The 22,866-nt window shown below is 45.3% G+C and carries 21 protein-coding genes; 7 read left to right on the forward strand and 14 right to left on the reverse strand.

All coding sequences use genetic code 11. From position 1 onward, the window contains the following. Positions 1 to 6 precede the first annotated feature (6 nt). From Q0241_RS21645 to Q0241_RS21660, 4 genes are all read right to left on the reverse strand, one after another. Entirely contained in the window at positions 7 to 423 is a 417-nt protein-coding gene (locus tag Q0241_RS21645; protein ID WP_299381229.1) for a hypothetical protein, read from the reverse strand. Between the two features lie 416 nt (positions 424 to 839). Continuing rightward, entirely contained in the window at positions 840 to 1,502 is a 663-nt protein-coding gene (gene mtgA / locus Q0241_RS21650; RefSeq protein WP_299381231.1) for a monofunctional biosynthetic peptidoglycan transglycosylase, read from the reverse strand. Positions 1,503 to 1,628: 126 nt separating this feature from the next. Then, the gene (locus Q0241_RS21655; protein WP_299381233.1) at positions 1,629 to 3,848 is read right to left on the reverse strand and encodes a hybrid sensor histidine kinase/response regulator; all 2,220 of its coding nucleotides are present in this window, start codon (positions 3,846 to 3,848) and stop codon (positions 1,629 to 1,631) included. A gap of 88 nt (positions 3,849 to 3,936) precedes the next feature. Beyond that, complete coding sequence (locus tag Q0241_RS21660; protein WP_299381234.1) at positions 3,937 to 4,968, reverse strand: amino acid ABC transporter substrate-binding protein; 1,032 nt, start codon at positions 4,966 to 4,968, stop codon at positions 3,937 to 3,939. A 265-nt stretch (positions 4,969 to 5,233) separates the two neighbouring features. Here Q0241_RS21660 and Q0241_RS21665 point away from each other — a divergent pair, with 265 nt between their 5' ends. The 6 genes from Q0241_RS21665 (at position 5,234) to Q0241_RS21690 (ending at position 11,190) form a co-directional block, all read left to right on the forward strand. Beyond that, on the forward strand, positions 5,234 to 6,280 hold the full coding sequence (locus tag Q0241_RS21665) for an amino acid ABC transporter substrate-binding protein (RefSeq protein ID WP_299381236.1): 1,047 nt from the start codon (positions 5,234 to 5,236) through the stop codon (positions 6,278 to 6,280). Positions 6,281 to 6,462: 182 nt separating this feature from the next. Further along, on the forward strand, positions 6,463 to 7,638 hold the full coding sequence (locus tag Q0241_RS21670; RefSeq protein ID WP_299381238.1) for an ABC transporter permease subunit: 1,176 nt from the start codon (positions 6,463 to 6,465) through the stop codon (positions 7,636 to 7,638). Between the two features lie 2 nt (positions 7,639 to 7,640). Continuing rightward, positions 7,641 to 8,729, forward strand: coding sequence for an amino acid ABC transporter permease (locus Q0241_RS21675; RefSeq protein ID WP_299381239.1), 1,089 nt, complete (start codon positions 7,641 to 7,643; stop codon positions 8,727 to 8,729). A 91-nt stretch (positions 8,730 to 8,820) separates the two neighbouring features. Then, positions 8,821 to 9,531: an amino acid ABC transporter ATP-binding protein gene (locus Q0241_RS21680; RefSeq protein WP_366941212.1), complete on the forward strand. Its 711-nt coding sequence runs from the start codon at positions 8,821 to 8,823 to the stop codon at positions 9,529 to 9,531. 12 nt (positions 9,532 to 9,543) lie between these two features. Continuing rightward, positions 9,544 to 10,446, forward strand: coding sequence for a phosphoserine phosphatase SerB (gene serB / locus Q0241_RS21685; RefSeq protein WP_299381243.1), 903 nt, complete (start codon positions 9,544 to 9,546; stop codon positions 10,444 to 10,446). A gap of 132 nt (positions 10,447 to 10,578) precedes the next feature. Next, entirely contained in the window at positions 10,579 to 11,190 is a 612-nt protein-coding gene (locus Q0241_RS21690; RefSeq protein ID WP_299381244.1) for a response regulator transcription factor, read from the forward strand. Positions 11,191 to 11,342: 152 nt separating this feature from the next. Here the strand turns inward: Q0241_RS21690 and Q0241_RS21695 are convergent, their stop codons facing one another. The 9 genes from Q0241_RS21695 to Q0241_RS21735 all read right to left on the reverse strand — a co-directional run bounded on the left by Q0241_RS21695 (position 11,343) and on the right by Q0241_RS21735 (position 20,277). Beyond that, entirely contained in the window at positions 11,343 to 11,690 is a 348-nt protein-coding gene (locus Q0241_RS21695) for a RidA family protein (protein WP_299381246.1), read from the reverse strand. 33 nt (positions 11,691 to 11,723) lie between these two features. Further along, positions 11,724 to 12,824 carry an FAD-binding oxidoreductase gene (locus tag Q0241_RS21700; protein WP_299381247.1) on the reverse strand — a complete coding sequence of 367 codons (1,101 nt, stop codon included), beginning with the start codon at positions 12,822 to 12,824 and terminating at the stop codon, positions 11,724 to 11,726. A gap of 5 nt (positions 12,825 to 12,829) precedes the next feature. After that, complete coding sequence (locus tag Q0241_RS21705) at positions 12,830 to 13,858, reverse strand: histone deacetylase family protein (RefSeq protein WP_299381249.1); 1,029 nt, start codon at positions 13,856 to 13,858, stop codon at positions 12,830 to 12,832. A gap of 80 nt (positions 13,859 to 13,938) precedes the next feature. Further along, the gene (locus Q0241_RS21710) at positions 13,939 to 14,892 is read right to left on the reverse strand and encodes a 3-keto-5-aminohexanoate cleavage protein (protein ID WP_299381250.1); all 954 of its coding nucleotides are present in this window, start codon (positions 14,890 to 14,892) and stop codon (positions 13,939 to 13,941) included. Next, positions 14,889 to 16,250, reverse strand: a complete 1,362-nt coding sequence (locus Q0241_RS21715) for an aspartate aminotransferase family protein (RefSeq protein ID WP_299381252.1) — start codon at positions 16,248 to 16,250, stop codon at positions 14,889 to 14,891. Before Q0241_RS21715 ends, Q0241_RS21710 begins: the two co-directional genes overlap by 4 nt. Beyond that, a complete protein-coding gene (locus tag Q0241_RS21720) occupies positions 16,250 to 17,332 on the reverse strand; it encodes an ABC transporter ATP-binding protein (protein WP_299381253.1) in 1,083 nt (360 codons plus the stop codon). The genes Q0241_RS21715 and Q0241_RS21720 overlap by 1 nt, the downstream gene beginning before the upstream one ends. A 90-nt stretch (positions 17,333 to 17,422) precedes the next feature. Beyond that, complete coding sequence (locus tag Q0241_RS21725) at positions 17,423 to 18,562, reverse strand: extracellular solute-binding protein (RefSeq protein ID WP_299381256.1); 1,140 nt, start codon at positions 18,560 to 18,562, stop codon at positions 17,423 to 17,425. Between the two features lie 66 nt (positions 18,563 to 18,628). Beyond that, a complete protein-coding gene (locus tag Q0241_RS21730; protein ID WP_299381259.1) occupies positions 18,629 to 19,411 on the reverse strand; it encodes an ABC transporter permease in 783 nt (260 codons plus the stop codon). Continuing rightward, the gene (locus Q0241_RS21735) at positions 19,411 to 20,277 is read right to left on the reverse strand and encodes an ABC transporter permease (RefSeq protein WP_299381261.1); all 867 of its coding nucleotides are present in this window, start codon (positions 20,275 to 20,277) and stop codon (positions 19,411 to 19,413) included. The genes Q0241_RS21730 and Q0241_RS21735 overlap by 1 nt, the downstream gene beginning before the upstream one ends. Before the next feature lie 199 nt (positions 20,278 to 20,476). Here Q0241_RS21735 and Q0241_RS21740 point away from each other — a divergent pair, with 199 nt between their 5' ends. After that, positions 20,477 to 21,445 carry a LysR family transcriptional regulator gene (locus Q0241_RS21740; RefSeq protein WP_299381264.1) on the forward strand — a complete coding sequence of 323 codons (969 nt, stop codon included), beginning with the start codon at positions 20,477 to 20,479 and terminating at the stop codon, positions 21,443 to 21,445. 475 nt (positions 21,446 to 21,920) lie between these two features. On the opposite strand, the gene Q0241_RS21745 is transcribed toward Q0241_RS21740, so the two are convergent. Then, a partial coding sequence (locus Q0241_RS21745) for an MFS transporter (protein WP_299381266.1) occupies positions 21,921 to 22,866 on the reverse strand: 946 nt, incomplete at its 5' end.

Raw genomic sequence — 22,866 nt, forward strand, 5'->3', positions numbered from 1 at the left:
AATGCTTTATTTTTTTTGTGTATTTATTTCTGCCCTGGGATCATAAGTACCAAAAACCTGCGCCTTAGCCTGTATGGCGTACTCCTCCATCAACCTATCCACTCTACGAAGTTCCGGTGTATCGGCACCCGTATCAGCCAGCAAATTCCTATATCTCAAAAATTCCTCAAAATTTGAACTAAACTCTTCTTCTTCCTCAGCTTCGCCCAAAATATATTCCAGAACATTCGCATTGATGTCATTAATTTCCTCAAGCATCGAAAGAGAATATATTGATTGAGGAATTTGTTGTGTGCCTGCTTCGTGAACAGTTTTTTGAATATCTTTGATCAAAAACATTACAACCGCCGCAAAAATAAACATAAGAGCGACATATCCGGCAAAAGCAATATCAAGCCTACGCGATAAATTAATATCAAACATAGTTAATCCAATCAGAAAAAATAATTCTCAAGTCAAGAAACTTCATCACCCAACCTATAAAATGCAGAACTAGTATTAGAAAATCATTAACTATTTAAAATCACACAATTTTGCAGGTTAAAGAGTTCCTAAAAGCCTATATTCATAATATCCCGTACTTACTACCTCTCAAAAAGAACAATTTGATTTTGCCATTTCATCCCAAGCCATAGGTGTAAAATTCTTCTATGGATTTAAGACAAGGCATCAACAATGAAAATGAAAGCACGGTTGATGAATAGAGCAATAGGCCAGACAATCAGCAGACCTGATTCTGAAATATTAAAAAAAAGTATAGGACTCCCCTCAAAGCTAAAGGAGACTTTTAATAGTACTGGGGTCTTTCAATTATTATTTACGCGAAAATTACGCAGTGATTAAATACATGACCAAAGCGATGCCGGTGCGATGCGCATATTTCTCATAATTTTATCTGCTCTCTTTTGAACATTTGTGCTTGGCCGCGCGGCATTTCTTGTTAACGGATTAGGTAAGACAGCGGCAAGACGGGACGCTTGACGCACCGTCAATTTTTTAGCACTCCCCTTAAAGTGCGCCTGAGCAGCCGCCTCTGCACCGTAAATTCCTGGGCCGAGCTCTGCTATATTCAAATAAATTTCTAAAATACGGCGTTTTGGCAATATAGTTTCGAGCATGATAGTCAGGGGAATTTCGAGTACTTTTCGAACCTTGCTCCTCGAGGGCCAAAGAAAAAGATTTTTGGCCGTCTGCATTGAAATCGTACTTGCCCCCCGTGATGCCGTTCCAGTGTAGATTAACTCGTCCCAAACAATTTCCAATTGTTTCCAATCAAATCCAGCATGCTCACAAAACCGCTGATCTTCAGAAACCAAAACGGCCCGTACAAGATTTGGCGAGATGTCTTCTAACGCGACAAAATCATATTGAATGGGGTCATCTCTGATAAACATGAGTGGCGTCGCCAAAGGCGGTACGACCCAATAAAACAGTATTATTGTTAGGGGGAATACGCCCCCGATAAATACGCATATCCAGAATAAACGACGGAGAAACTTCATAAATTTTAACTCCCCCGAACGGGGCTATCCCTTATCACAGATTAATATGCCCAAGAGTTTAACAATCTCACAAACAGGTACAATACGCTTGTACAACATGGGACACTTGTACAACATGAGCAAAAATCATACCCGTGAAATATCCTGCCGAGCTAAATGCCTTAAAAACGCCGCTAGTTTTGCGGGGCGTATCGGCTTGTTATAATAGCTAAATCCTTTTCTTTTTGTTGCCGCTTCAATTTCCGGGTCAGTGTTCCCAGTCAAAATAATTCCGCGATTTCTTTCGCCTTTTGTAAGGAGAGAATCAAGAATATCCAAGCCTGTTTTCTCGCTCTCTAATTCGTAATCAGTTACATAAGCCAGCGGCTGTATTTCAGCTCCATTTAACAATCTTTTTAGTTCTGCACTATTTTGAGCAGCCAGTACGTTACATCCCCACTTTTCAAGTAACCCTGTCATTGCAACAATGATCTGTGGATTGTCATCCAGTAAAACAATTGTTTGATTGTTTAGAACATTTTCATTGATCTTCTTTTCAACAATAGCCGAAGTCTGTTCGTAAGAATTAACCCGATCCGCTTCTATAAGTTCAATACTGAAAATCGCCCCTTTTCCTACGTCAGAAAAAACAGTTATCTCGGTCTCTAACAAAGCTGCCATCTGCTGGGCAATTGCCAAACCTAAGCCAAGGCCCTTTTCGGATTTATCTCCATTACGATAAAACTCGTGAAAAATTTGTTGCTGTTGATCTTTTGAAATACCACGACCGCTATCCTGAACCTTAATCGTTACACCTTTTCTCGAAGATACGGCCTTGAGTATAATTTCTCCTTCTTGGGTATAACGAACAGCATTGGAAAGGAGGTTTCGTAAAATCCGATCCAACAAAAGAGGTTCGCACTTAACAGAAAGATCACTCCCTTCAACAGTGAGCTTCAAACCTTTTTCTTCGGCAAGTATTGCAAAATCAGTTTCCAAAGCGGAGAAAAGATTTTTCAAACCAAACGAGCGAAGCTCAACGACAAACTCTTCTGTTTCCAACTGGGAATAGTCGAGAATAGCCTCAAACAGATCGTTCATATGCTCAACAGATTTTCCGATATTCTCTATAACTGGACTGTTTTTATTATCAGAACGTCGATCTAATAAAGTTGCCACAAAAAGACTAATCGCATGAAGGGGTTGACGAAGATCATGGCTGGCCGCGGCAAGAAAACGCGACTTTGCTTGATCCGCGCGAACCGCGATATCCTTAGCCTCTTCCAGTTCCTCTTCGCGTTTTTCAATAACATCGACAAAGAACTTAAACGCCTTTGTCATGTCAGTTATCTCATCATTCCCAGAACTTGTAATAGGCGGACGTTGCCCCGAAGCATGGGAAAGCATTGTTCGGTTAAGGTTGGCCAACCGTCGAATAACCGATTTATTAATATGTAAAAAAACAAGGACCGCTGCGACAGAGCCCAAAAGTGACATAAGCAAGAAAAGAACACTACGATCCTGGGCATCCTGATCTAGCTGCTCACTTCGGGCTAAAATATTATTTTGTAATTTTCGAGTCAGAATTGAAGCCGAGGCCACAAAACGATCTGCCACGATTTTATTTTGGCTAACTGTACCTTCAACTAAATCCCCAAGTTGGAAAGATTCATTCTTCAGCTTTATAATACCGTTCTCTCCAAGAGAAAGCATCTGAAGATCACGGACGAGCTTTTGAGCCGTTAATTTGACATCATCAGGAAAATACGATGTTTCTTGTTCTATCTCTTTCAAAAGCTGCGTTATTTGCTCTTCAAACTTTTTTAATTCAAGAGGAAAATCACTTGCTGCCGCAGTTGGAATTAGCAGTAAGGCCGACGAGAAAGCATTACTCCATTTTTGATAATTAGGATTAGTCCCAGTGACTTGTGACAGCTTGACTCGAAAGGAAAATAGCTCTTTGTTCAGTTTTGGTATCCGATTAAGTAACTTTTTCGTTTCGGCAGAATTCAAAGCTTTTTGCCTGACCAAGTTTGCTACAGCATGGAGGTTTTCAACCAAAGTATCTTTTAATTCCCGGAATCGCTGCAGTTCTTTCTCAGAGTTCCCTTTTTCAAGCTCGACCAAAATCTCTTCCAACCAAGATTCCTGATCGGCGACCCGTAACAAAACAGCCTGCCGAGTACCTTTACTATTCGTCGCCAACAATTTTGGTGCAAAAGACGCTAAATTTGCAGAGATTTGATTTAATTTTGCCCCTGCAACAACTTTTGGTAAGTCGTTCCCAGTAAAATCAGTCAGCCCATTTCGCAGGTCATTAAAAGAATAGAGAGAAACAACGCTGGCCCCTGCGATCAGAAAAACCATACAACTTAAACTCGCCAATACCCTCGTAACAATTCGGCGCCCAAGGATCCCGGATCTTTTATCAGCGTTGAAATTCATCTAATCAGGTTTAACGCGCAGGCAAAGCATACATAAGCCCGCCCTTGGTCCATAAATTGTTCATCCCCCGCTCCACCTTGAATTGAGATCCCTCTCCTAAGTTACGGTCAAAAATTTCTCCATAATTTCCGATATCTCCAATAACGCGGCTTGCCCAATCCGGGTCAAGTCCAAGCGCACCACCAAGGTTATTAACCTTGCCAAACAATCGGGTTTGCTGAGGAGAAAGCTCCTCTTTCATTTTCTGTAAATTTTGAGACGAAATCCCAAACTCCTCACTGGCAACTGTCGTATTAATCACCCACTTTACAATATCAAACCATTGATCATCATCGTTTCTCACCGCAGGTGCCAAAGGCTCTTTTGAAATAACGTCTGATAATATCACGTAGTCATCCGAACTTGGTGCCAACATGGCCGCACCCGCTTGCAAATCAATTCGATCCGACGTCATTAAATCACACCGACCGTTAAAAAAAGCATCCCACCTTCCCTGTTGAGTTTCCAGCACCAGCATTTCCAAATTTGTCTGATTACGATTAAGATAATCGGCAAGATTAAGCTCACTTGTCGTACCTGAATTCACACAAATTGTACCTGATTTGGCCTCATTTAACTGAGTAATGCCAAGCTCTGATCGCGCAATAACACCCTGAACTTCATATAGAGTAATACGTGTGAAATTGATTTCCATTGCCGCATCTCGGCTAAGGGTCCAGGTTGTCGTTCTGGTCAAAAGATCGATTTCGCCCTCTAATAAAGTGGTGATGCGATTTTGACTATCCACAGGAATAAAACGAACCGCTGTAGGGTCTCCCAATGTGGCCGTCGCAACTGCCCGACAGAAATCCACATCAAATCCGTGCCATTTCCCTTGAATATCACGCTGGGCAAACCCAAAATCATGCTCCCCGACACCACAGGTCAGATAGCCTCGTTCTTTAACGATATCAAGGGTTGATGCTGAAGTTTTGCCGCCCCAAAAGCTAAGTCCAAAAACAAGAAACAAAGCCGCGGAATGGAAAAAATTTGATCTAAACACGGTCTTGCACCCTCAAATAGATTACCCAGTAAAATGACTATATCAAAGCCCCTCGGAATATACAGTGGCGTACGACCTTAATCGTAAGAATACCCCTATGAACTACGACTTTAGTCTCGATACCCAATACCTCTGTCCAATTGCGGCATCTCTATTTTTTGGGGAATGATTGGTTTAACACGGCCCTCAAAAAAATACGTTCCCAAATTAAGGAACAAAAAAATGTGCTGTGTAGAACAGGAAACTTAAAATTCAGAGGCATTCAATGAAAAAATTAGCTGTAAACAAAAGCACTGGTAAAAAAATTTCTGGGATGATGATCGCCGGACTTGCCCTTTTTGCAACACAGGCATCAGCAGGCACACTTGATGACGTAAAAGCACGAGGCCACATTAACTGTGGCGTCAGTGAAGGCGTTCCTGGGTTCTCTAACCCGAACTCTGACGGTGTCTGGTCAGGACTAGACGTCGATATGTGCCGCGCAGTATCTGCCGCAATCTTTGGCGAAAGTGACAAGATCAAGTTTGTTCCTCTTGCCTCTAAACAAAAAATCCTCGCAGTCGTCACAGGCCAAGTTGATCTAACATCCCGGACCACAACTTGGACAATGAAACGCGACACCAAAGAGGGGGTCGACTTCACCACTATCGTTTTCTATGACGGTCAAGGCTTCATGACCCGTAAAGATTTGGGTGTAAGTAGTGCCAAAGAACTTGATGGCGCAACCGTGTGTGTAACATCAGGTACAACAACAGAATTAAACCTCGCCGACTTTGCTCGCGCCAACAACCTCAACTTTGAACCTGTTGTTTTTGAAGGCAAAAAAGAGGCCGTAAACGCATACCGTTCCGGTCGTTGCGATGCCCTAACAACAGATAACAGCCAACTGGCTTCGTTCAGAACAACGATGCCCGATCCAAGTGCTCACGTTGTTCTACCTGAAGTCATTTCAAAAGAGCCTCTTTCTCCTTTAGTCAAACACGGTGATAATCAGTGGAAAGATCTTGTGACCTGGACCATCAATGGCCTGATTACGGCTGAAGAGCTTGGCGTTACTCAAAAAAATGTTTCCAATCTTGCTGAAGCACAGCGTAACAACCCAACAGTACAGCGTATGCTCGGTGCTTCTGGTGAGTATGGTAGCTACATTGGCCTGGAAAATAATTGGATGGTGAATGCAATTTCCGCAGTTGGGAACTACGGTGAAATTTTTGACCGCAACTTAGGTAAAGACAGCCCCCTTAACCTACCGCGCGGAACCAATGCATTATGGCAAGATGGCGGTCTAATGTATGTAGCACCGCTACGATAGTTCCCTTTTGCTCTGGCTTGTGTGGCTAGTACAAAGCAAAAAATGGTAAGAGCAGTTTCGCCGATCGGTGAGTTGCTCTTACCAACACGAACAAGGGTTTCATCTACTGAGCCATAACGGCAATTCAAGGTGCTTTTTCACCTAAAGATTCTTGCCCCCTCTTTCCGACCAAAGGTTAAACAATGTTGAAAACTACCAGCGAGCGTCTTGGTGGGCTGTTTTCCTATAGCAATTTATTATCCTGTTTCTATCAAACGCTGACAGCAGGCATCGTAATCGCTTGTGCCTACTATCTTCTACTGGCTACTCAAGAAAACCTTGAAGCACGCCACATTGAATCTGGCTTTTCCTTTCTCACCCAAGAAGCGGGATTTCCTATCGGAGATTCCCTAATTTCCTATAGTCCGTCTGATAGTTACGGACGTGCCCTTCTGGTCGGAATTATTAACACTTTCGTTGCGGCAATCCTTTGTATTTTCTTGGCGACCATAGTCGGGATTGTAATGGGTGTTGCCCAGGTATCGGGCAATCCACTCATTGCCCGGATGGCCGAGGTATATGTTGAGGTTATGCGCAACATTCCCGTTCTTTTGATTCTTTTATTTGTTTACGGAGTTGTTCTGGTCGGCCTGCCATCGGTTAAACAGGCGATTGAATTCATTCCTGACGGCTTCCTCAGTCAAAGAGGGATCTTTGTTCCCAGACCAATAGCCGGTGATAATTTTATTTATCTCATGCTTTCGCTTGGTTTAGGGATTATCGGAACAGTTTTTTTTCTTAAATGGGCGAAGAAAACCCTGGATGCAACAGGAAAGAGTTATCCGACAATATGGATTTCCTTGGCTCTAGTCATCATTCCACCTGTGATTACCCAAGCAGTTTTTAACGATGTCCTGACTTGGGAAGCACCAGAGCTTAAAGGCTTTAATTTTAAAGGTGGCTGGGTCTTCCGCCCGGAATTTGCAGCTTTAGTTTTTGGCTTGGTACTTTATCGCGGAGCATTTATTGCGGAAAATGTCCGAAGCGGCATTGTTTCCGTTCAAAAGGGACAGCGTGAAGCTGCCACAGCCCTTGGGTTATCGTCAGACCGGACCATGCGGGATGTTGTCCTTCCTCAGGCGCTTCGTACGGTAATTCCTTCCACCACCAACGACTATGCAAGCCTAGTCAAAGACAGTTCCCTGGCCATAGCCATTGGCTTTCCTGATATGGTGTCGATTGGGGGCACCATGATTGGCCAAAACGGACAAGCGATTGAGGTTATCGCTATTTGGATGGGCGTTTACCTCTGTATCAATCTGATCATTTCCTTATTGATGAATATTGCCAATAACAAATTCCAACTAGTGGAGCGCTAATCATGACTATGGTTTTCCAGCCCTCTCCGGATATGCCGCCGCCTGCGTCACAGACCGGTCTTCTTCACTGGGTAAGAAACAATCTGTTCAATAGTTTTGCCAATGGCCTTTTGACCATTATTGGTTTAGCTATTTTGGCAAATATTATTCCTCCTCTGGTTAACTGGCTCCTGATTGATGCCATTTTCCAAGGAACTGCAGAGACATGCCGACAGGGACAAGGCGCTTGTTGGGCCTTTGTTGATGCACAGATAAAGCTATTCTTATTAGGACCATACCCCACAGAATTGGCCTGGCGTCCCATTTTTTCTGCGGTTCTTCTCTTCGGGCTCTTTATCATCACTGCCCGGCATATGCTCAAGACTGCTCATCTAGTTGTAGCCTGGCTTATCCTTCCCTTACCTATTTACTGGCTTATCGGCGGCGGATTAGGGTTAGAGGTCGTTGATACATCTGAATGGGGTGGGTTAATGCTCACCTTGGTTCTTGCTGTTGTTGGTATTTTGGCTTCTCTTCCAATCGGCGTTCTCTTAGCGCTTGGCCGCAGTATGCAAAACAAAGTTATCAAGGGCTTTTGCATCTGTGTGATTGAGCTGGTCCGTGGGGTACCACTGGTTACAATCCTTTTCATGGCAACCATTATGCTTCCCCTATTTCTGCCCACAGACGTTGAGATCGGTATTCTCTATCGGGTTCAATTTGGTATCATTCTCTTTTCGTCTGCCTATATTGCTGAAGTCGTCCGTGGTGGCCTTCAGGGCGTAGACAAGGGACAAGGCGAAGCAGCCGTAGCATTAGGCTTAAACCGTTGGAAAACAACCATTTTCATTATTCTGCCACAGGCTTTGAAGATTGTTATCCCCCCTCTTATCGGCCGCTGTATCGCACTTCTCAAAGATACTTCTCTCGTTGTGGTCGTTGGCTTGCTCGACTTTCTCGGTATTGCCAAAGCAGCCTCTCAGGATGCGGAATGGCTTGGTTTTGACGCAGAGGCCTTTGTTTTCTGTGCTTTCATTTACTGGGTACTTTGTTTCAGTCTTAGTCGCTATGGCCGTTCGCTCGAAAAGCGCGGTCAGGTTGGTCATCATTAATTAGGGACGCAATAGGAATTTAGTTATGTCAGGACAAAATGCAGCCCTCGCGGCAAAAAATGAACAAGACACCGTCATTTCTCTTGTAGATATGAATAAATGGTATGGGGACTTTCATGTTCTCAAAAACATTAACCTTGAAGTTCAAAGAGGCGAACGCATCGTTATCTGTGGTCCATCAGGCTCTGGTAAATCTACTATGATTCGATGCATCAACCAGCTTGAAGAACACCAGTCTGGCACCATTATTGTTAATAATCAGGAACTCACCAACAACACCAAAGCGTTGGAGAAAGTACGCAAAGATGTTGGTATGTGCTTTCAGCACTTCAACCTCTTTCCGCATATGACTATTCTTGAGAACTTGATCCTTGCCCCAATATGGGTTCGGAAGATGCCACGCAAAGATGCCATAGACCTCGCAATGACTTATCTAAAGCGCGTAAACATTGCCGAACAGAGCCAAAAATACCCGGGCCAACTCTCTGGTGGCCAACAACAGCGTGTTGCAATTGCCCGTTCACTTTGCATGTCCCCCAAAGTCATGCTGTTTGATGAACCGACATCTGCGCTTGACCCTGAAATGATCAAGGAAGTTTTGGATGTGATGGAAGAGCTCGCCAATGATGGTATGACTATGCTTTGCGTAACCCACGAAATGGGTTTTGCCAAATCAGTTGCAGACCGCGTCATTTTTATGGACGGCGGGGAAATAGTTGAAGAAAACGAACCAAACGAATTTTTCAATAACCCTCAAATGGATCGGACCCAACTGTTCCTGAGCCAAATCCTTTCCCACTAAAAGCAGCCCCCTATGAAAACACAAAATCATGTCCTGGTCCTGTCTTCACAGGCAGACTTACCCTTTGCTATCACAGACCATTGTGCTTCTTTTTTAGATAATAGAAATGTTAAACTAGAGAAAATTAATATTCTGGGCGACAAGGGTCTCGAGTTAATTTTTGCCAGCGATTTTTCCACTCATCTAGCCGAGTTGCGCGAACAACTGAAACCATTAGAAATTGATGCAAACCTCTGCTCGACAATAAACAGAAGAAAGAAACTTCTTATTGCCGATATGGATGCGACTATAATTACCTCTGAATGTATTGATGAATTGGCGAGCATTCATGGAATATCGGACCAAATAAAGGCCATTACCAGCAAAGCAATGCAAGGAGAACTCGATTTTGACAGTTCTTTACGGGCAAGAGTGAGGTTGTTATGCGATCTCCCCACAAAAGCCATAGAAATTGCTTACAGGGACAAAGTATCTCTAACTGCTGGAGCACAGACACTGATTCAGACGATGAACACCTTTAAAGCCACGACGGTTCTTGCGTCCGGTGGGTTTACTTGCTTTGCAGAAAGGATAGCGCAAAGAGTTGGCTTCCATCACTGTCATGCAAATAAACTTGATATAGCAGATGGGCGTCTCACAGGGAAAATCATCGAACCTATTCTCGGTAAGGAAAGCAAGAAAACCATTCTACAACAATATATGCGTGATCTTAAGATCAAGGCTGATGACACAATAGCTGTAGGCGACGGGGCCAATGATGAAGATATGATCAAGGCCGCAAGTTTTGGTGTGGCCTTTAATGCGAAACCTAGTCTGCGACAACATACGCCTTTACATATTGATCATTCTGACTTGACCGCATTACTCTTTCTACAGGGGTACAGAGAAGAAGAATTTGTTAGAAATACCATTTAAGAAAACACATTCAATTCACAAAAGAAACTTAGCCCCAAGACTTGCTAACTTTGTATATGCCTCGCTATTATCCTTCCCATACACTCAACCACTAAAAGGTTGAGTGTAATGTGCATAGGTAACGAGGTTAACTTGAAGATACTGATTGCAGACGATCATCAAATGGTTCGAGAGGGCGTTAAAGGCGTTCTTTCTGCCTTGGATGAGAACCTTGAAATTCTTGAAGCTGAAAACTTTCAGGGGGTACAGAAAATTTTATCCCAGCATCCCGAACTGGACCTCCTTCTTTTGGATATCACGATGCCTGGGATGAATGGGATATCCAACATCAGTATACTCAAAAAACAAGCACCTGATATTCCTGTCGCAATTCTTTCCGCCCATAACGATGCAAAGTTAGTAAAAGAGGCTCTGGCCCTTGGCGCTGATGGCTATATATCAAAAACCTCAAAAACTGCCGTTATGCTGAATGCAATACGCCTGATTCTTGATGGCGAAATTTACATCCCATCACTTTATCTAGATCAGAGCTCAAATAACCTTAACGGTGAAACCCCACGACTAGATATTTTAACTCCCCGCCAACGAGAAGTTCTCGATCGTATGCGTAAAGGGGCATCAAATAAAGAGATTGCACGTGAAATTGGCTGCGCAGAAAGTACGGTTAAAGCTCATGTAACGGCTATTCTTAAAGCTTTAAATGTAAACAGCAGGGCCAAAGCATCTGCGCTTCCCCTCGTTTAAAAATAGCTTCCTCGATTATCTCTGTTTCCACTTCAAAAAGACCAAAACCCGGCAACTCAAATGAGTTACCGGGTTTCGATTGATTACGGAGTATCCAATCACCAAGACTTTCTCCGCACTTACTGACCAGAACTTTCAGATTGAGAATTCTTTTAAACGGCTGCAACCACAATAATTTCAACCGTGTAATCTGGTGTCGCAAGCTTTGATTCACCGCACGCGCGTGTCGGTGGATTTTCTCTATCCACCCAGGCATCCCATACTTCATTCATTTCCTGAAAATCATCCATGGACGCAAGCCAGATTGTTGCCTGTAATATTTTAGTCTTGTCCGATCCCGCTCTTTCGAGAAGGGTTTCTATATTTTTCAAAATTGTCGCGGTCTGGGCAGCAACACTTTCACCGGGAACACCAACCTGCCCCGCCAGCCAAACCGTGTTATTATGGATAACGGCCTGGCTCATTCTGTTGCCGGGATCAATGCGTGTAATAGAAGTCATTTTTTAATACCTTTATACGTGAAAGAAATATGTTTACCGGAAGCGTCCGGGATCGAGTGCTTTTATTGTTTCCTCGGGTAGTTGGGGACTTCTCCCCAGACAGATATCTGCGACATATTCAGAAAGAGCAGGCGCAGTTTGAATGCCATATCCCCCCTGACCCGCCACCCAGATAAAATCTTCGGCATCAGGAGCAAAACCGACCACAGGCGTCTGATCTTTTACAAAACTGCGCAGACCAGCCCAGCTTTTATCAACCCGCGTGACCGGAGCATTCACAGCCTGTTCATATCTATAAAGCCCCTCCGCAAGGACCATATCATCAACAAAAACATCATGTGGTTCCACAGGATCTTCATCGGCAGGCGACACCATCAACTTTCCTCCTTCAGGCTTTGCGTACCATTGTTCAGACGCACTCGCAAAAAGGGGCCATTTCATGATATCATGCCCATCTGGTGCAGGCAGAAGTGCCGCTGAGCGACGTTTCGGCACCAGACCAACTTTATTCACCTGCGCCATGGCAGCAACTTCATCAGCCCACCCACCAGCAGCATTGATCAGAATTTTTGCTTCATAGATGCCAACGGGCGTTTCCACCTGCCAAACACCATTGCTTCGGGAAATTTTCTGCGCAGGCGCATTCGTGACGATCTGTCCTCCGTTATGTTTGACAATCCGGGCATAGCCCTGCAGCAACCTGTCGACATCAATGTCTTGCGCCCGCGGCTCGTAAGCAACCGCCGCAATCATTTCCTTTCGCAGGATAGGGACAAGCTCAACAGCCTGATCCGCACTCAGGCTTTCAATCCCGACTGATCCTTCGAGATAATGATCCAGCGCCTCGGTTTCAGATTCCGTCGCGACAAGCATAACGCCACGCGGAGAAAGAAGACTATGATCTGAAATATCTCCGGGCTCTAACAATACTGTTTCAGAGACCGCATTTAACGCCCTCAATGTGGCATTGCCGTAATTTCGTATGAAGATCGCAGCACTGCGCCCGGTAGAGTGATATCCAAAAGCACTCATCGTTTCCAAGACCGTAGCACTTGCTTCCGAACTTATTTGGGCCGCAGATCCAATACCCGCTATTCCCCCGCCGATAACCAGCACATCCGACGTATGTCTCATCCTGTTTATAATCCTGTCGTTTCAAACCCGAGTAAAAACGATGTAAGGTTATCTGATAATTCTTCGCACAGATACCCACCTTCCTGTACCAGCAGGATAGGAATACCAAGAGTATTGATCGCCTTGGCTATTCTGGTAAACCCTGGTGTTGTAATGGAAAAACCCTTTAAGGGATCTTTTTCATAGGGGTCAAGCCCCAGCGCCACGACCAGTACATCAGCCCCAAATGAATTTATCCGCTCAAGAGCCTTCTCCAAGGCAACAAGATAGGCATCATCCCCCGTCCCTCGCGGCAAAGGCAGATTGAGATTATAACCTTGCCCTTCTCCCTCGCCCCGTTCCTGAGCATTGCCCCAAAAAAATGGATAAAAACGATCAGGGTCTGCGTGTATCGACAAGGTCAGAACATCTTTACGTTCGTAAAAAATACCTTGGGTCCCATTCCCGTGGTGAACATCTACGTCCAAAATAGCAGGCTTGCGCCCTGATTTCAGGAGCTGTTCGACTGCAATAGCTGAATTATTGAAAAAGCAAAAACCCCCGGCCATGTCCGCAAAAGCATGGTGTCCCGGAGGGCGACAAAGGGCATAGGCCGCTTTTTCACCTTCCAAAATCAATTCCGCCCCTGTCAGGGCTGTTTGTGCAGACCAGTAAGCAGCTTCCCATGTCCCTGAAGAAATGGGGCAAGCTGTATCAGCCTGATGATATCCGGCCTGTCCAACCGCAGACTTCGGATAGTTGGCATTTCTGGTCGCAGGATGAATATTTGGAATAACTTCATCCGACGCCCCCTCTATTCGCTGCCACCGCTCATGAATATTTTGCAAAAAGGTGATATATTCTGCGGAATGTATCGCTGCAATAGGTGCCAGACCATGATCAACAGTTTGCACAGGTTCGCCCCCCGCCGCCTTTGCACCTTTCAGTAAAAGCGTCACCCGCTCAGGCTGTTCAGGGTTGGGAAGCGGCGTACCATTCGCAAAAAAGTGTTTAGGATCATGCCTTTTTTGACGTTCATCAAAGACATATTTCATACGTTACCTCTAGTACTTGGAGTTTATTTTTGGGCATGTATTTTCTGGGTGTTTTTGGGGATGTGTTTTGTTGGAACATATCATTTGTCGAAGGCTGCTCCTGCCGCTTGAAGTCTGACATCGTTCTTGCCCTTCAACTGAAGCAGGCTGCGCGCGTCATCTGCGGTCGCGACCTCACGGCCAAGGTTTTCGACAATTTCTCTGACCTTTACGACCTGCTGCGCGTTTGATACTGCCAACTCTCCCTTTGCAATCGTCAGATTATCTTCCAACCCTACCCGGACATGGCCGCCCATAGCTGCCGACATCGCGGCCATTCGCATCTGATGCCGTCCTGCCGCCAATATTGAGAAGGCATAATTATCACCAAAGAGCTTATCAGCCATTCGTTTCATATGGGTCAGGTTCTCAGGGTCTGCCCCCATCCCCCCCAGGACACCAAAAACAAACTGGATAAAAAGCGGTCCGCGCACCAGTCCCCGACTGACGAAATGTTCAAGCATATAAAGATGCCCCAGATCATAGCACTCAAACTCAAACCGAGTGCCGCGCTTTTCCCCCATTTCAGCAAGAATAAAAGCAATATCCCGTGGGGTATTTTTAAACACCAGATCATCAGAATTCATCAGGAACGATTTTTCCCAATCATGCTTCCAGTCTTTAATGCGTTCAGCAATAGGATACAGCGCAAAATTCATACTCCCCATATTCAACGAACACATCTCTGGCTCGATTTGCAAAGGGGCAGCCAAACGATCCTCCAAAGACATCAGGGCACTGCCCCCGGTAGATAAGTTCAACACGGCATCGGATTGCCGGTTGATATCAGGCAAAAACCCCATGAAATTTTCATAGGAAGATGATGGTTTCCCCGTTTCTGGGTCTCTGGCGTGCAAATGAATAATCGCCGCCCCGGCTTCTGCTGAGGCAATTGACTGGGCAGCAATTTCTTCGCCTGTGACGGGAAGATAAGGCGACATAGACGGCGTGTGGATAGAACCTGTTATGGCACAGCTGATGATAATCTTGCTCATAAACCGCCCTGCTTTTTGATATAGGGGGCAATCTCGCGTTCAAAAGTGTCGAGAGATTTGACCAGCAATGTCATAATCTCCTCCACTTGAGATTCAGAGGTTATCATAGGGGGACACACCAGGAAGTGATCCCCTTCCAAACCGCCACGAGTTCGACGGGAATAAATAATCAAACCATTGCTGTAAGCAATTTCAACCAGCCTATTAAAAGCAGATATCTCTTTAGGAAGCGGTTGCATTGTTTCCCGATTACTCACCAACTCAAAAGCCAGAAGTAAGCCCATACCCCTAACATCTCCAATAAAGGAATAGCGTTCCATCAACCCACTCAGATGATGCTTCAGAATACCCCCAATTTTTTCAGCATTCGCCAACAGGCCTTGGGCCTCAATTTGCTCAATTACAGCCAGTCCCGCCGAACAGGCCAGCGGATTACCTGCATAGGTAAACCCATGTAAAAAGCCTCCATCGGCCAATACAGCATCGACAATATCATTGTGCGCAACCATCGCCCCAAGCGGCGCATATCCGGCTGAAAACCCTTTGGAAAAAACAAGTATGTCAGGGGAAACGCCCCAGTGTTCTCCTGCAAAAAAGCGGCCGGTTCGACCGCCCCCGGTCATAACCTCATCATGGATCAGAAGAATATTATATTCTGTGCAGATCTCACGAATGCGTTCCATATAACCCGCTGGCGGCACCAAAGCCCCAGTAGAAGCCCCCCCGATCGGCTCAACAATGAAAGCCAAAACACTCTCGGGGCCTTCCTCTTGAATACAGGTCTCCAACATATCTGCATAATAACGTCCTGTGGCAGGATCATCCGGATCTCGCCCATCAAGATAGGCTGTTGGGGCTGGGATTTTTGGCATTTCCTGCATCATCGGATCAAAGGGCTGGGTCAACGATGTATAGCCTGTCAGCGCCAGTGCTCCCAAAGTACATCCATGATAACTTGGGAACCGTGAGATCACTTTCCAACGTTTGGCTTGATCAATTGAAAGTGCGTATTGTCGTGCAAGCTTAATCGCACTCTCCACCGCTTCGGAACCACCGGATACAAAGAAAACCTTATCCAAACCCTCTGGCGACAAACCCGCAACTTTGCTTGCCAATAATTCAGCAGGCTCAGTTTCGAAATGCAGACGATAGCCAAATGTTGATTTATCCATTTGCCTGCGCATTGCGTCCAACACGGTATCATTGGAATGACCAATATTACAGACCATTGCCCCGGATGACCCATCGAGAAAACGGTTGCCATCAACATCCCACATATAAATTCCCCTGGCCTGATCCAGAACCGGCCGGCGACCATGTGATTGATAAAAGAGATGGCTTTGTCTTGCTTTTTTCATCAACTATCTTCCCTCAAAACAACACAGTCCTGAGGCCTGAAACGTATTGAAACAGCCTCACCTTCATTAAACGGACGGTCTTCGATCATATTAAGGGCCTGTAGCTGAAGATCACCGACACGTACGAAATACCGCACGGCTTGACCTTGGTAATCAACAGTTTCAACAACCGCCTCAACACTCATACGTTGATCAGGAGCTGCATCAGCTGGCACAAGGCAAAGTTTTTCGGCACGAATGACAAGTTTTGCTGACGTATCCACACCAATATCCGTTGCTTTCTCACGGGGCACGCTCACAGCACCTAATCGCCCTGCATTGACCAGAACTCTCTTCTCATCTGCGTCTTCACACCTGACCGAAAGAATATTCGAGCTACCGAGGAAATCAGCCACAAAAGTACTACGGGGATTGTCATATACGTCCTTGGGCGCCCCGACCTGTTCGATGCGTCCACCTGACATCACAACCAGCTTATCTGACATTGCCAGAGCTTCCGATTGATCATGCGTTACAAAAATTGTGGTAATTCCAATTTTTTCCTGAATACGTTTAAGCTCAATCCGCATATCTTCGCGAAGATTGGCATCCAGAGCAGAAAGAGGCTCATCAAGCAGTAGGACATCCGGGTTGATTACTATTGATCGCGCCAAAGCAATGCGCTGCTGTTGCCCCCCCGACAATTGATTAGGATAGCGATCCCCCAAATCCGGAAGCTGAACCAGATCAAGTACATCTTTCACTCGACGCTCAACTTCTGCCGCAGGAACCTTGCGGTATTTCAGCCCAAAGGCGATGTTTTCATAAATCGTTTTGTGCGGAAACAAGGCATAGTTCTGAAAAACAATTCCAAGATTTCTTTTGTGTATCGGAATATTATTGACCAGTTGATCCCCGATACTGATTTCTCCTTCGGATGGATCAAGCAACCCGGCAATCATTCGTAATGTCGTGGTTTTTCCGCAGCCTGAAGGGCCGAGTAAGGTAACAAAGCTACCTTCGGGGATATCCAGAACCAGAGGGTGTACAGCCGTAAAACCGGCAAAGCGTTTGGCGACATTTCTCAAGCTGACGGAACTCACAGCAGATCTCCAGAAACTGAACGTATTTAAAGAGCCTCTCTGCCGTAAAAACTACGGCAGAGAGAAGTACAAGAAAGTAAGAACAGGCAATCAATAACCTTTTTGGATACGACCAAACTGTTTGGACCATGCCTGTTGGTTGCCGTTCCAATAATCAGAGTTGGCAAAGGTCAGCCCCGAAAGGGTTCCTGTCGGGTCAAAAGCCGGCAAGGTCGGGATTTTCTTGCCAAGGTCGACTTTCGCCGGATCCAGAGCAGGCGGATAGTTTTGCCCCTCTGCAACAGCGACAGACGCCTCTTTAGACAACATGAAGTTCAAAAGCTGTTCGCTCTCTTCCATAGGGGAGCCTTTGAGCACAAAAAGGCATTCCTGCCACCCGAACCCATTCGGTGGATCCATGTACCCGATATCATGCCCTTGTTCTTGTAGGGCGAAGACCCGTCCGGACCACGCTTCAGTGACATAAATTTCCTCTTCCGCAAGAAGAGACATCAGTTCTGCCCCAGATCCCCAGTATTTAAGAAGCAGATCACGATGTGTCCGAATTGCCTCCCAGACAGCATCCATGTCAGTTGCATTGTTCGGGTCTTGTCCTGTTTGAAGTGATGCATACCAAATCCGGGTACGCCAATCACTCCACCCACCAATTTTACCTTTCAGGCGTTCATCAAGCAGAATCTTTGCGCCCTTTTCCTTCATCTCATCATCGGAAATGTGTTTGCGATTATAGGCAATACCTGTTGTTCCATAATCAAAGGGAACACAAGAAAGCGTGCCATCCGTTACCTCCCGAAAAACATCAACCAGCTTCGGAATGACATTTTTAAGGTTCGGAATATTTTTTTCATTCAGGGTACTTGTCAGGCCCAGCTCATGATAGCGGGCGTAATCAAAGACCCCTGATAGGTGGGCAATATTATATTCACCTGTCTGGCTGGCTTTTACTCTGGAAATATATTCATCACCGCTCCCAAAGGTGCCGTCCACAACCTTGACGCCTGTTTCTTTGGTAAAGGGGTCAAACGCATGTTTACGGAGGGCTTCGGATACCACACCACCCCAACCATCAAAACGGACTTCCTTAACAGCGGATAGCGCATTTTTAGCAAACGGTGTACTGACACCATACGCCAGCCCGGCGGCCCCGATCAGCCCCAGAAAAGAGCGTCGATCCAAATCGCCATTTTTATAGCGATCAAGTAAACGGTCATATCTTTTTGAATTGTCCATGATTTCTTCTCTCTGTTTTAAGGGTTATTATTTTTATGACGTTCAAGAATTAAACTTGTTTAGGGATCAGGCTTGTTTCGCGGCAATGCGCCGGGCAATACCAAGCCCGATCAGGGGTAATCCCACCGTCAAAATGATCATGACGGACCCCAGCGCGTTGATTTCCGGAGAAATAGAATTCCGCAGCATTGAGAAAATTTGCGTCGGCACAGTCTCGATCCCTCCCGGTTTCCAGAAAAGCGTTCCGGTAATGTCATCAAAACTGATCGTGAAGGCAAAAAGCATCCCCGCAAAGATGGCAGGTGCAAGCAAAGGAAGCGTTATGGTCAGGAAAGCTTGGATCGGATTAGCGCCAAGGCTCATCGCGGCTTCTTCATAATCTCTGCGAATACTGACAAGGCGTGCCTGCACAACAAGAACAACAAAAGGCAGTGTAAAGATCACATGCCCCAGTAGCAGTAAAAAGAAGCTTTTGTGCAAAGAAAGAAAATTAAGGAAAAGCAAAAGAGCAACGGCCAGAACAACCTCGGGAACCAAAACCGGCGCAATCAAAAGTGTTGAAATAAAATCCCGTCCGGGCACTTTATAACGGACCAGCGCCAAGCTCGCGAGAACTCCCAAGAAGGTCGAGATCAAAGCCGTCAAAGCCCCAAGGATCATAGACGTTTTGAACGCCCTGAGAATTGCCTCGTTCTCCCAAAGCTCAATAAACCAGCGAAAGGAAAAACCCGTCACTGGAAAACTGCCGAACTGATTGCTGTTAAAGCTCAGCAAAACGACGACAGCAACGGGCAGAAACATGAACAGATAAACAGCAGCCGTCCACGCACGAATAACCGACCATCCCATTAGCTTAACCCCTTCATGAGCTGTGACATCCCAAAGAAACGGTTGTAGATAAGGATCAAGGCCCCCAATACCGCGACAAGAACAAGTGAAAGTGCTGACCCTAACGGCCAATCCAGCTGTGTGATAATCGCTTCAAACACCAGGTTGGCAAACATAGCATCGGTGGGACCGCCCAAGATCAAGGGCGTGATATAGGTGCCCGCACCAAGGACAAAACAGAGCAACCCACCCGCAGCCAAACCGGGGAGTGATAAAGGCAACGTAACCTCTAGAAAGCTTTGCCATCTGGTGGAACCCAACGAACAGGCTGCATCTTCCAGCGTTTCGTCAATGCCTTCGACACTGACGTATATGTTAAGGATCATAAAAGGCAGTAAGAAATGGATCAGCCCCAGGATAACCGTCGTCTCATTATAAAGAAGCTGAAGAGGTTCCGAAATAATTCCCGATGCGAGAAGCAGGGAATTCAACGCCCCGGAAACCCCCAAAATATTAATCCAGGACATGGTCCGAATTATGTAGCTAATCCAGAACGGTAACATCAGGCACATCAATAACATAGCCTTGTTCCGTCGGGAACGCGCAATGAAGTAAGCCGCAGGATATCCCAATATCGCACAAAGCACCGTCGTGATCGTTGCGATCTTCAACGTATGAAACAAGATATCCCGATAAAAGGAATCTGTCAGCACTTCAGCCCAATTGGTCAGGTAAAATCCCGGCTGATCCGCCCCACTTGCTGTTCGTAACCAAAATGAATAGACGACAACAAAGATTACCGGCACAACCAACAGAAAAAATATGGTTGTTAAAGCCGGAGAAAGCAGCAACCACGGACGCCGCGCCTCACGTTTTTCGAGTGTCATTGATCTACCCTGTTTTTTGAGTCACATCCTGTGAATCTTCACTTTGGAAAGCGTATGAATATGACTTTTGCCCAATATGATTTTTAGAGGTCTTGTTTTGTGGGCTATTGTCTTTTTCTATTTTTCTCTCCTCAAAGCCTCTCAAATCGCATAGCATTGATCAAATAGATAGTTAGAATTATGAGTATTGATTTAATTTATGCCCGATAAACTCTCCACGGACAGCGCAGAAAAATTAGCCCGTGACATGGACTGGAATTTACTGCGGACCTTTGTCGTTCTTGCGAAATCAAACAGCATTACCGATGCCGCAGAAAAAATGAGGCTGAAACAACCTACCATCTCAAGCGCACTCAAAAGACTTGAAGATCGGCTCGACAAACGTCTAATCGACAGATCACCGGGAAACTTTAAACTGACACAGGCTGGCGAACTTCTGGAAAAGGAGGCTATTGAGATACATGGGGCCATACTTCGGCTCAATACCTTGATGCGTGAAACCGTAGATGAAGTGCGAGGCCATGTTCAGATCGCCATGGCCAGCCATGTTATCTGCCCGCTGTTTGACAACACATTGACAGAGTTTCACAAGACACATCCTTTTGGAACCTTGTCCATTGATATATCAGCCAGCCGCTATGTAATCGACAAGGTCATGGCCCGTCGGGCTTCCATGGCAATCTGCCTGGTCAAAGACAAAAACCCTGCACTGGAATACAAGCGCCTTTTCAGAGAATATTTTGGCCTGTTCTGCGGACCTTCACACCCCCTTTTCGGGTTAAAAAACCTAACCAAAGCTGACCTTGCAGGGCATTCGACAGTTAGCTTTGTCACCGATCATATGAGTGACGCCCTCCGGCAAGTCACGTTAATGCGTGCAGATGCAGATTTGGAAGATCGGGTCGTTGGCACTTCTGCCAATCTAGAGGAAGTCAGAAGGCTAATCATGGCCGGGCTTGGCATCGGCCCTCTCCCCATTCATGTCGTCAAGCGGGATATAGATGACGGGCATCTCTGGCGCCTTCCACCCTATGACGCCCCTCCTGCTGTGGATGTCTATGCGGTCTGGAACCCCAAAGCACGCCTGAACCGCGCTGAACAGGCCTTTCTAGATATGTTATTGGCACAAATTGATAAAACCCCAATGTCCGAGCGAGAATATATTTGAACTGCTTGAAACTTAGAATATGGAGCGTTCTATTCAAGGTTATCGGGATTATATTGAGTTTATCATTAACCGTAAAAATAGCTTTGCAACGATCTTTTCGACACTGTCCGTCAACATATACATTGACGGAACGCATGAATGGCAATGTTTCACAGTATACATACAAACACCAAAAAGCCCCCACATCTAGTGCTGAGGAGGCTTTTAAGTACTTCATTGGTTGCGGGGGTAGGCAACCACCGATAATTCGAGTTGAATAACAAGCAGATGAACTGAACTCTCTTAGTTCAAGCGACCTTTGGTGCAAAAACTCTGACGACGCACACGTTACGAGATAAACTGATCGGATTTTATACATCGCTAAAGCAGTCGTACGACAAAAGAGTCCTCGAAGACAAACCCCAGACTGATCTAATCAGAACCATACGAGAAGAAAATAAATAGATAACTAGAGGCATCTCACTATCTATTTATTTCAGGGAGAGATAATTTCTTTAGAGGTAAATGATGAGTTACTTAATATAATTACAAGAAAAATACTCATCATACCTGTGCTTAAGGCGCAATATAGTGCAACAGAATAACCATAATCACTAGCTATCGACATCATAACCATTGCCGATATGTAGCCGATAATGGAGAAACATGAATATTGAACGGTATAATCTGTTCCAGCTGAAATATGACTGCTTTTATCCATCATCACAGTGTAAAAAACTGTAACCATCATTCCATAACCAAAGTATACGCATACGATCACACCATAGATGATAAACAAGGATGAATACCCCCCAGCAGGCAAAAGTAAAGTTGCTATCGCCACCACCATAAACAAACCACATATCAGTATCGACGTTTTTCGCTTAAACATCCGAAGCAAGATACTGCCTGCAGAGAATGCCCCAAGCACCCCCGATATAGGACCAATTATATTGGTAGCGATGCCGATATGTTGTAGCGACCAACCAAAATCAACCAACATTGGTGTAAGAAGGGTGGCAACCGCACTAATACTTATGCTGAAGGCTATTAATGTAAGGATCCAGCTCAAATTCTCTCTTTTTGTCAAAAACTCTAAAGCTCGGAGATATCCCCTTCCACCTGTTGTTCGAGCTATAGAATTAGAGCTATTTAGGTGAGGCAGTACTGAACCGTAAACAGATGGCATTCCCTGTTCCTTGTACCTGCTTATCATCAACAACGGGATTGTCGTCATTAGAGCTAAAAGAAACATACTTCCCTTCCAGCCTAACCAATCATAAGCTAACAAAACAAAACCGCCGCCAATTATAGATCCAATAAAACCACCTGTTGTTTGGATTGAGTTACCAAGTCCTCTTTCATCTTTGGATAAAGATTTAACTGCCAGCGCGTCTACCGCAATATCTTGAGTGGCGGAACAAATACTTAAAAAACCTAGA

Source organism: uncultured Kiloniella sp. (assembly GCF_937128705.1).
In the GTDB taxonomy this organism is placed as follows: Bacteria; Pseudomonadota; Alphaproteobacteria; order Kiloniellales; family Kiloniellaceae; genus Kiloniella.

Coding starts and splice junctions, on each gene's coding strand:
- Q0241_RS21655 (WP_299381233.1), bottom strand. CDS start 3,848: ATGGTTTTTCTGATCGCAGGGGCCAGCGTTGTTTCTCTCTATTCTTTT.
- Q0241_RS21725 (WP_299381256.1), bottom strand. CDS start 18,562: ATGGACAATTCAAAAAGATATGACCGTTTACTTGATCGCTATAAAAAT.
- Q0241_RS21710 (WP_299381250.1), bottom strand. CDS start 14,892: ATGAGCAAGATTATCATCAGCTGTGCCATAACAGGTTCTATCCACACG.
- Q0241_RS21695 (WP_299381246.1), bottom strand. CDS start 11,690: ATGACTTCTATTACACGCATTGATCCCGGCAACAGAATGAGCCAGGCC.
- Q0241_RS21675 (WP_299381239.1), top strand. CDS start 7,641: ATGACTATGGTTTTCCAGCCCTCTCCGGATATGCCGCCGCCTGCGTCA.
- Q0241_RS21665 (WP_299381236.1), top strand. CDS start 5,234: ATGAAAAAATTAGCTGTAAACAAAAGCACTGGTAAAAAAATTTCTGGG.
- Q0241_RS21715 (WP_299381252.1), bottom strand. CDS start 16,250: ATGAAAAAAGCAAGACAAAGCCATCTCTTTTATCAATCACATGGTCGC.
- Q0241_RS21735 (WP_299381261.1), bottom strand. CDS start 20,277: ATGACACTCGAAAAACGTGAGGCGCGGCGTCCGTGGTTGCTGCTTTCT.
- Q0241_RS21700 (WP_299381247.1), bottom strand. CDS start 12,824: ATGAGACATACGTCGGATGTGCTGGTTATCGGCGGGGGAATAGCGGGT.
- Q0241_RS21670 (WP_299381238.1), top strand. CDS start 6,463: ATGTTGAAAACTACCAGCGAGCGTCTTGGTGGGCTGTTTTCCTATAGC.
- Q0241_RS21740 (WP_299381264.1), top strand. CDS start 20,477: ATGCCCGATAAACTCTCCACGGACAGCGCAGAAAAATTAGCCCGTGAC.
- Q0241_RS21705 (WP_299381249.1), bottom strand. CDS start 13,858: ATGAAATATGTCTTTGATGAACGTCAAAAAAGGCATGATCCTAAACAC.
- serB (WP_299381243.1), top strand. CDS start 9,544: ATGAAAACACAAAATCATGTCCTGGTCCTGTCTTCACAGGCAGACTTA.
- Q0241_RS21645 (WP_299381229.1), bottom strand. CDS start 423: ATGTTTGATATTAATTTATCGCGTAGGCTTGATATTGCTTTTGCCGGA.
- mtgA (WP_299381231.1), bottom strand. CDS start 1,502: ATGAAGTTTCTCCGTCGTTTATTCTGGATATGCGTATTTATCGGGGGC.
- Q0241_RS21730 (WP_299381259.1), bottom strand. CDS start 19,411: ATGGGATGGTCGGTTATTCGTGCGTGGACGGCTGCTGTTTATCTGTTC.
- Q0241_RS21680 (WP_366941212.1), top strand. CDS start 8,821: ATGAATAAATGGTATGGGGACTTTCATGTTCTCAAAAACATTAACCTT.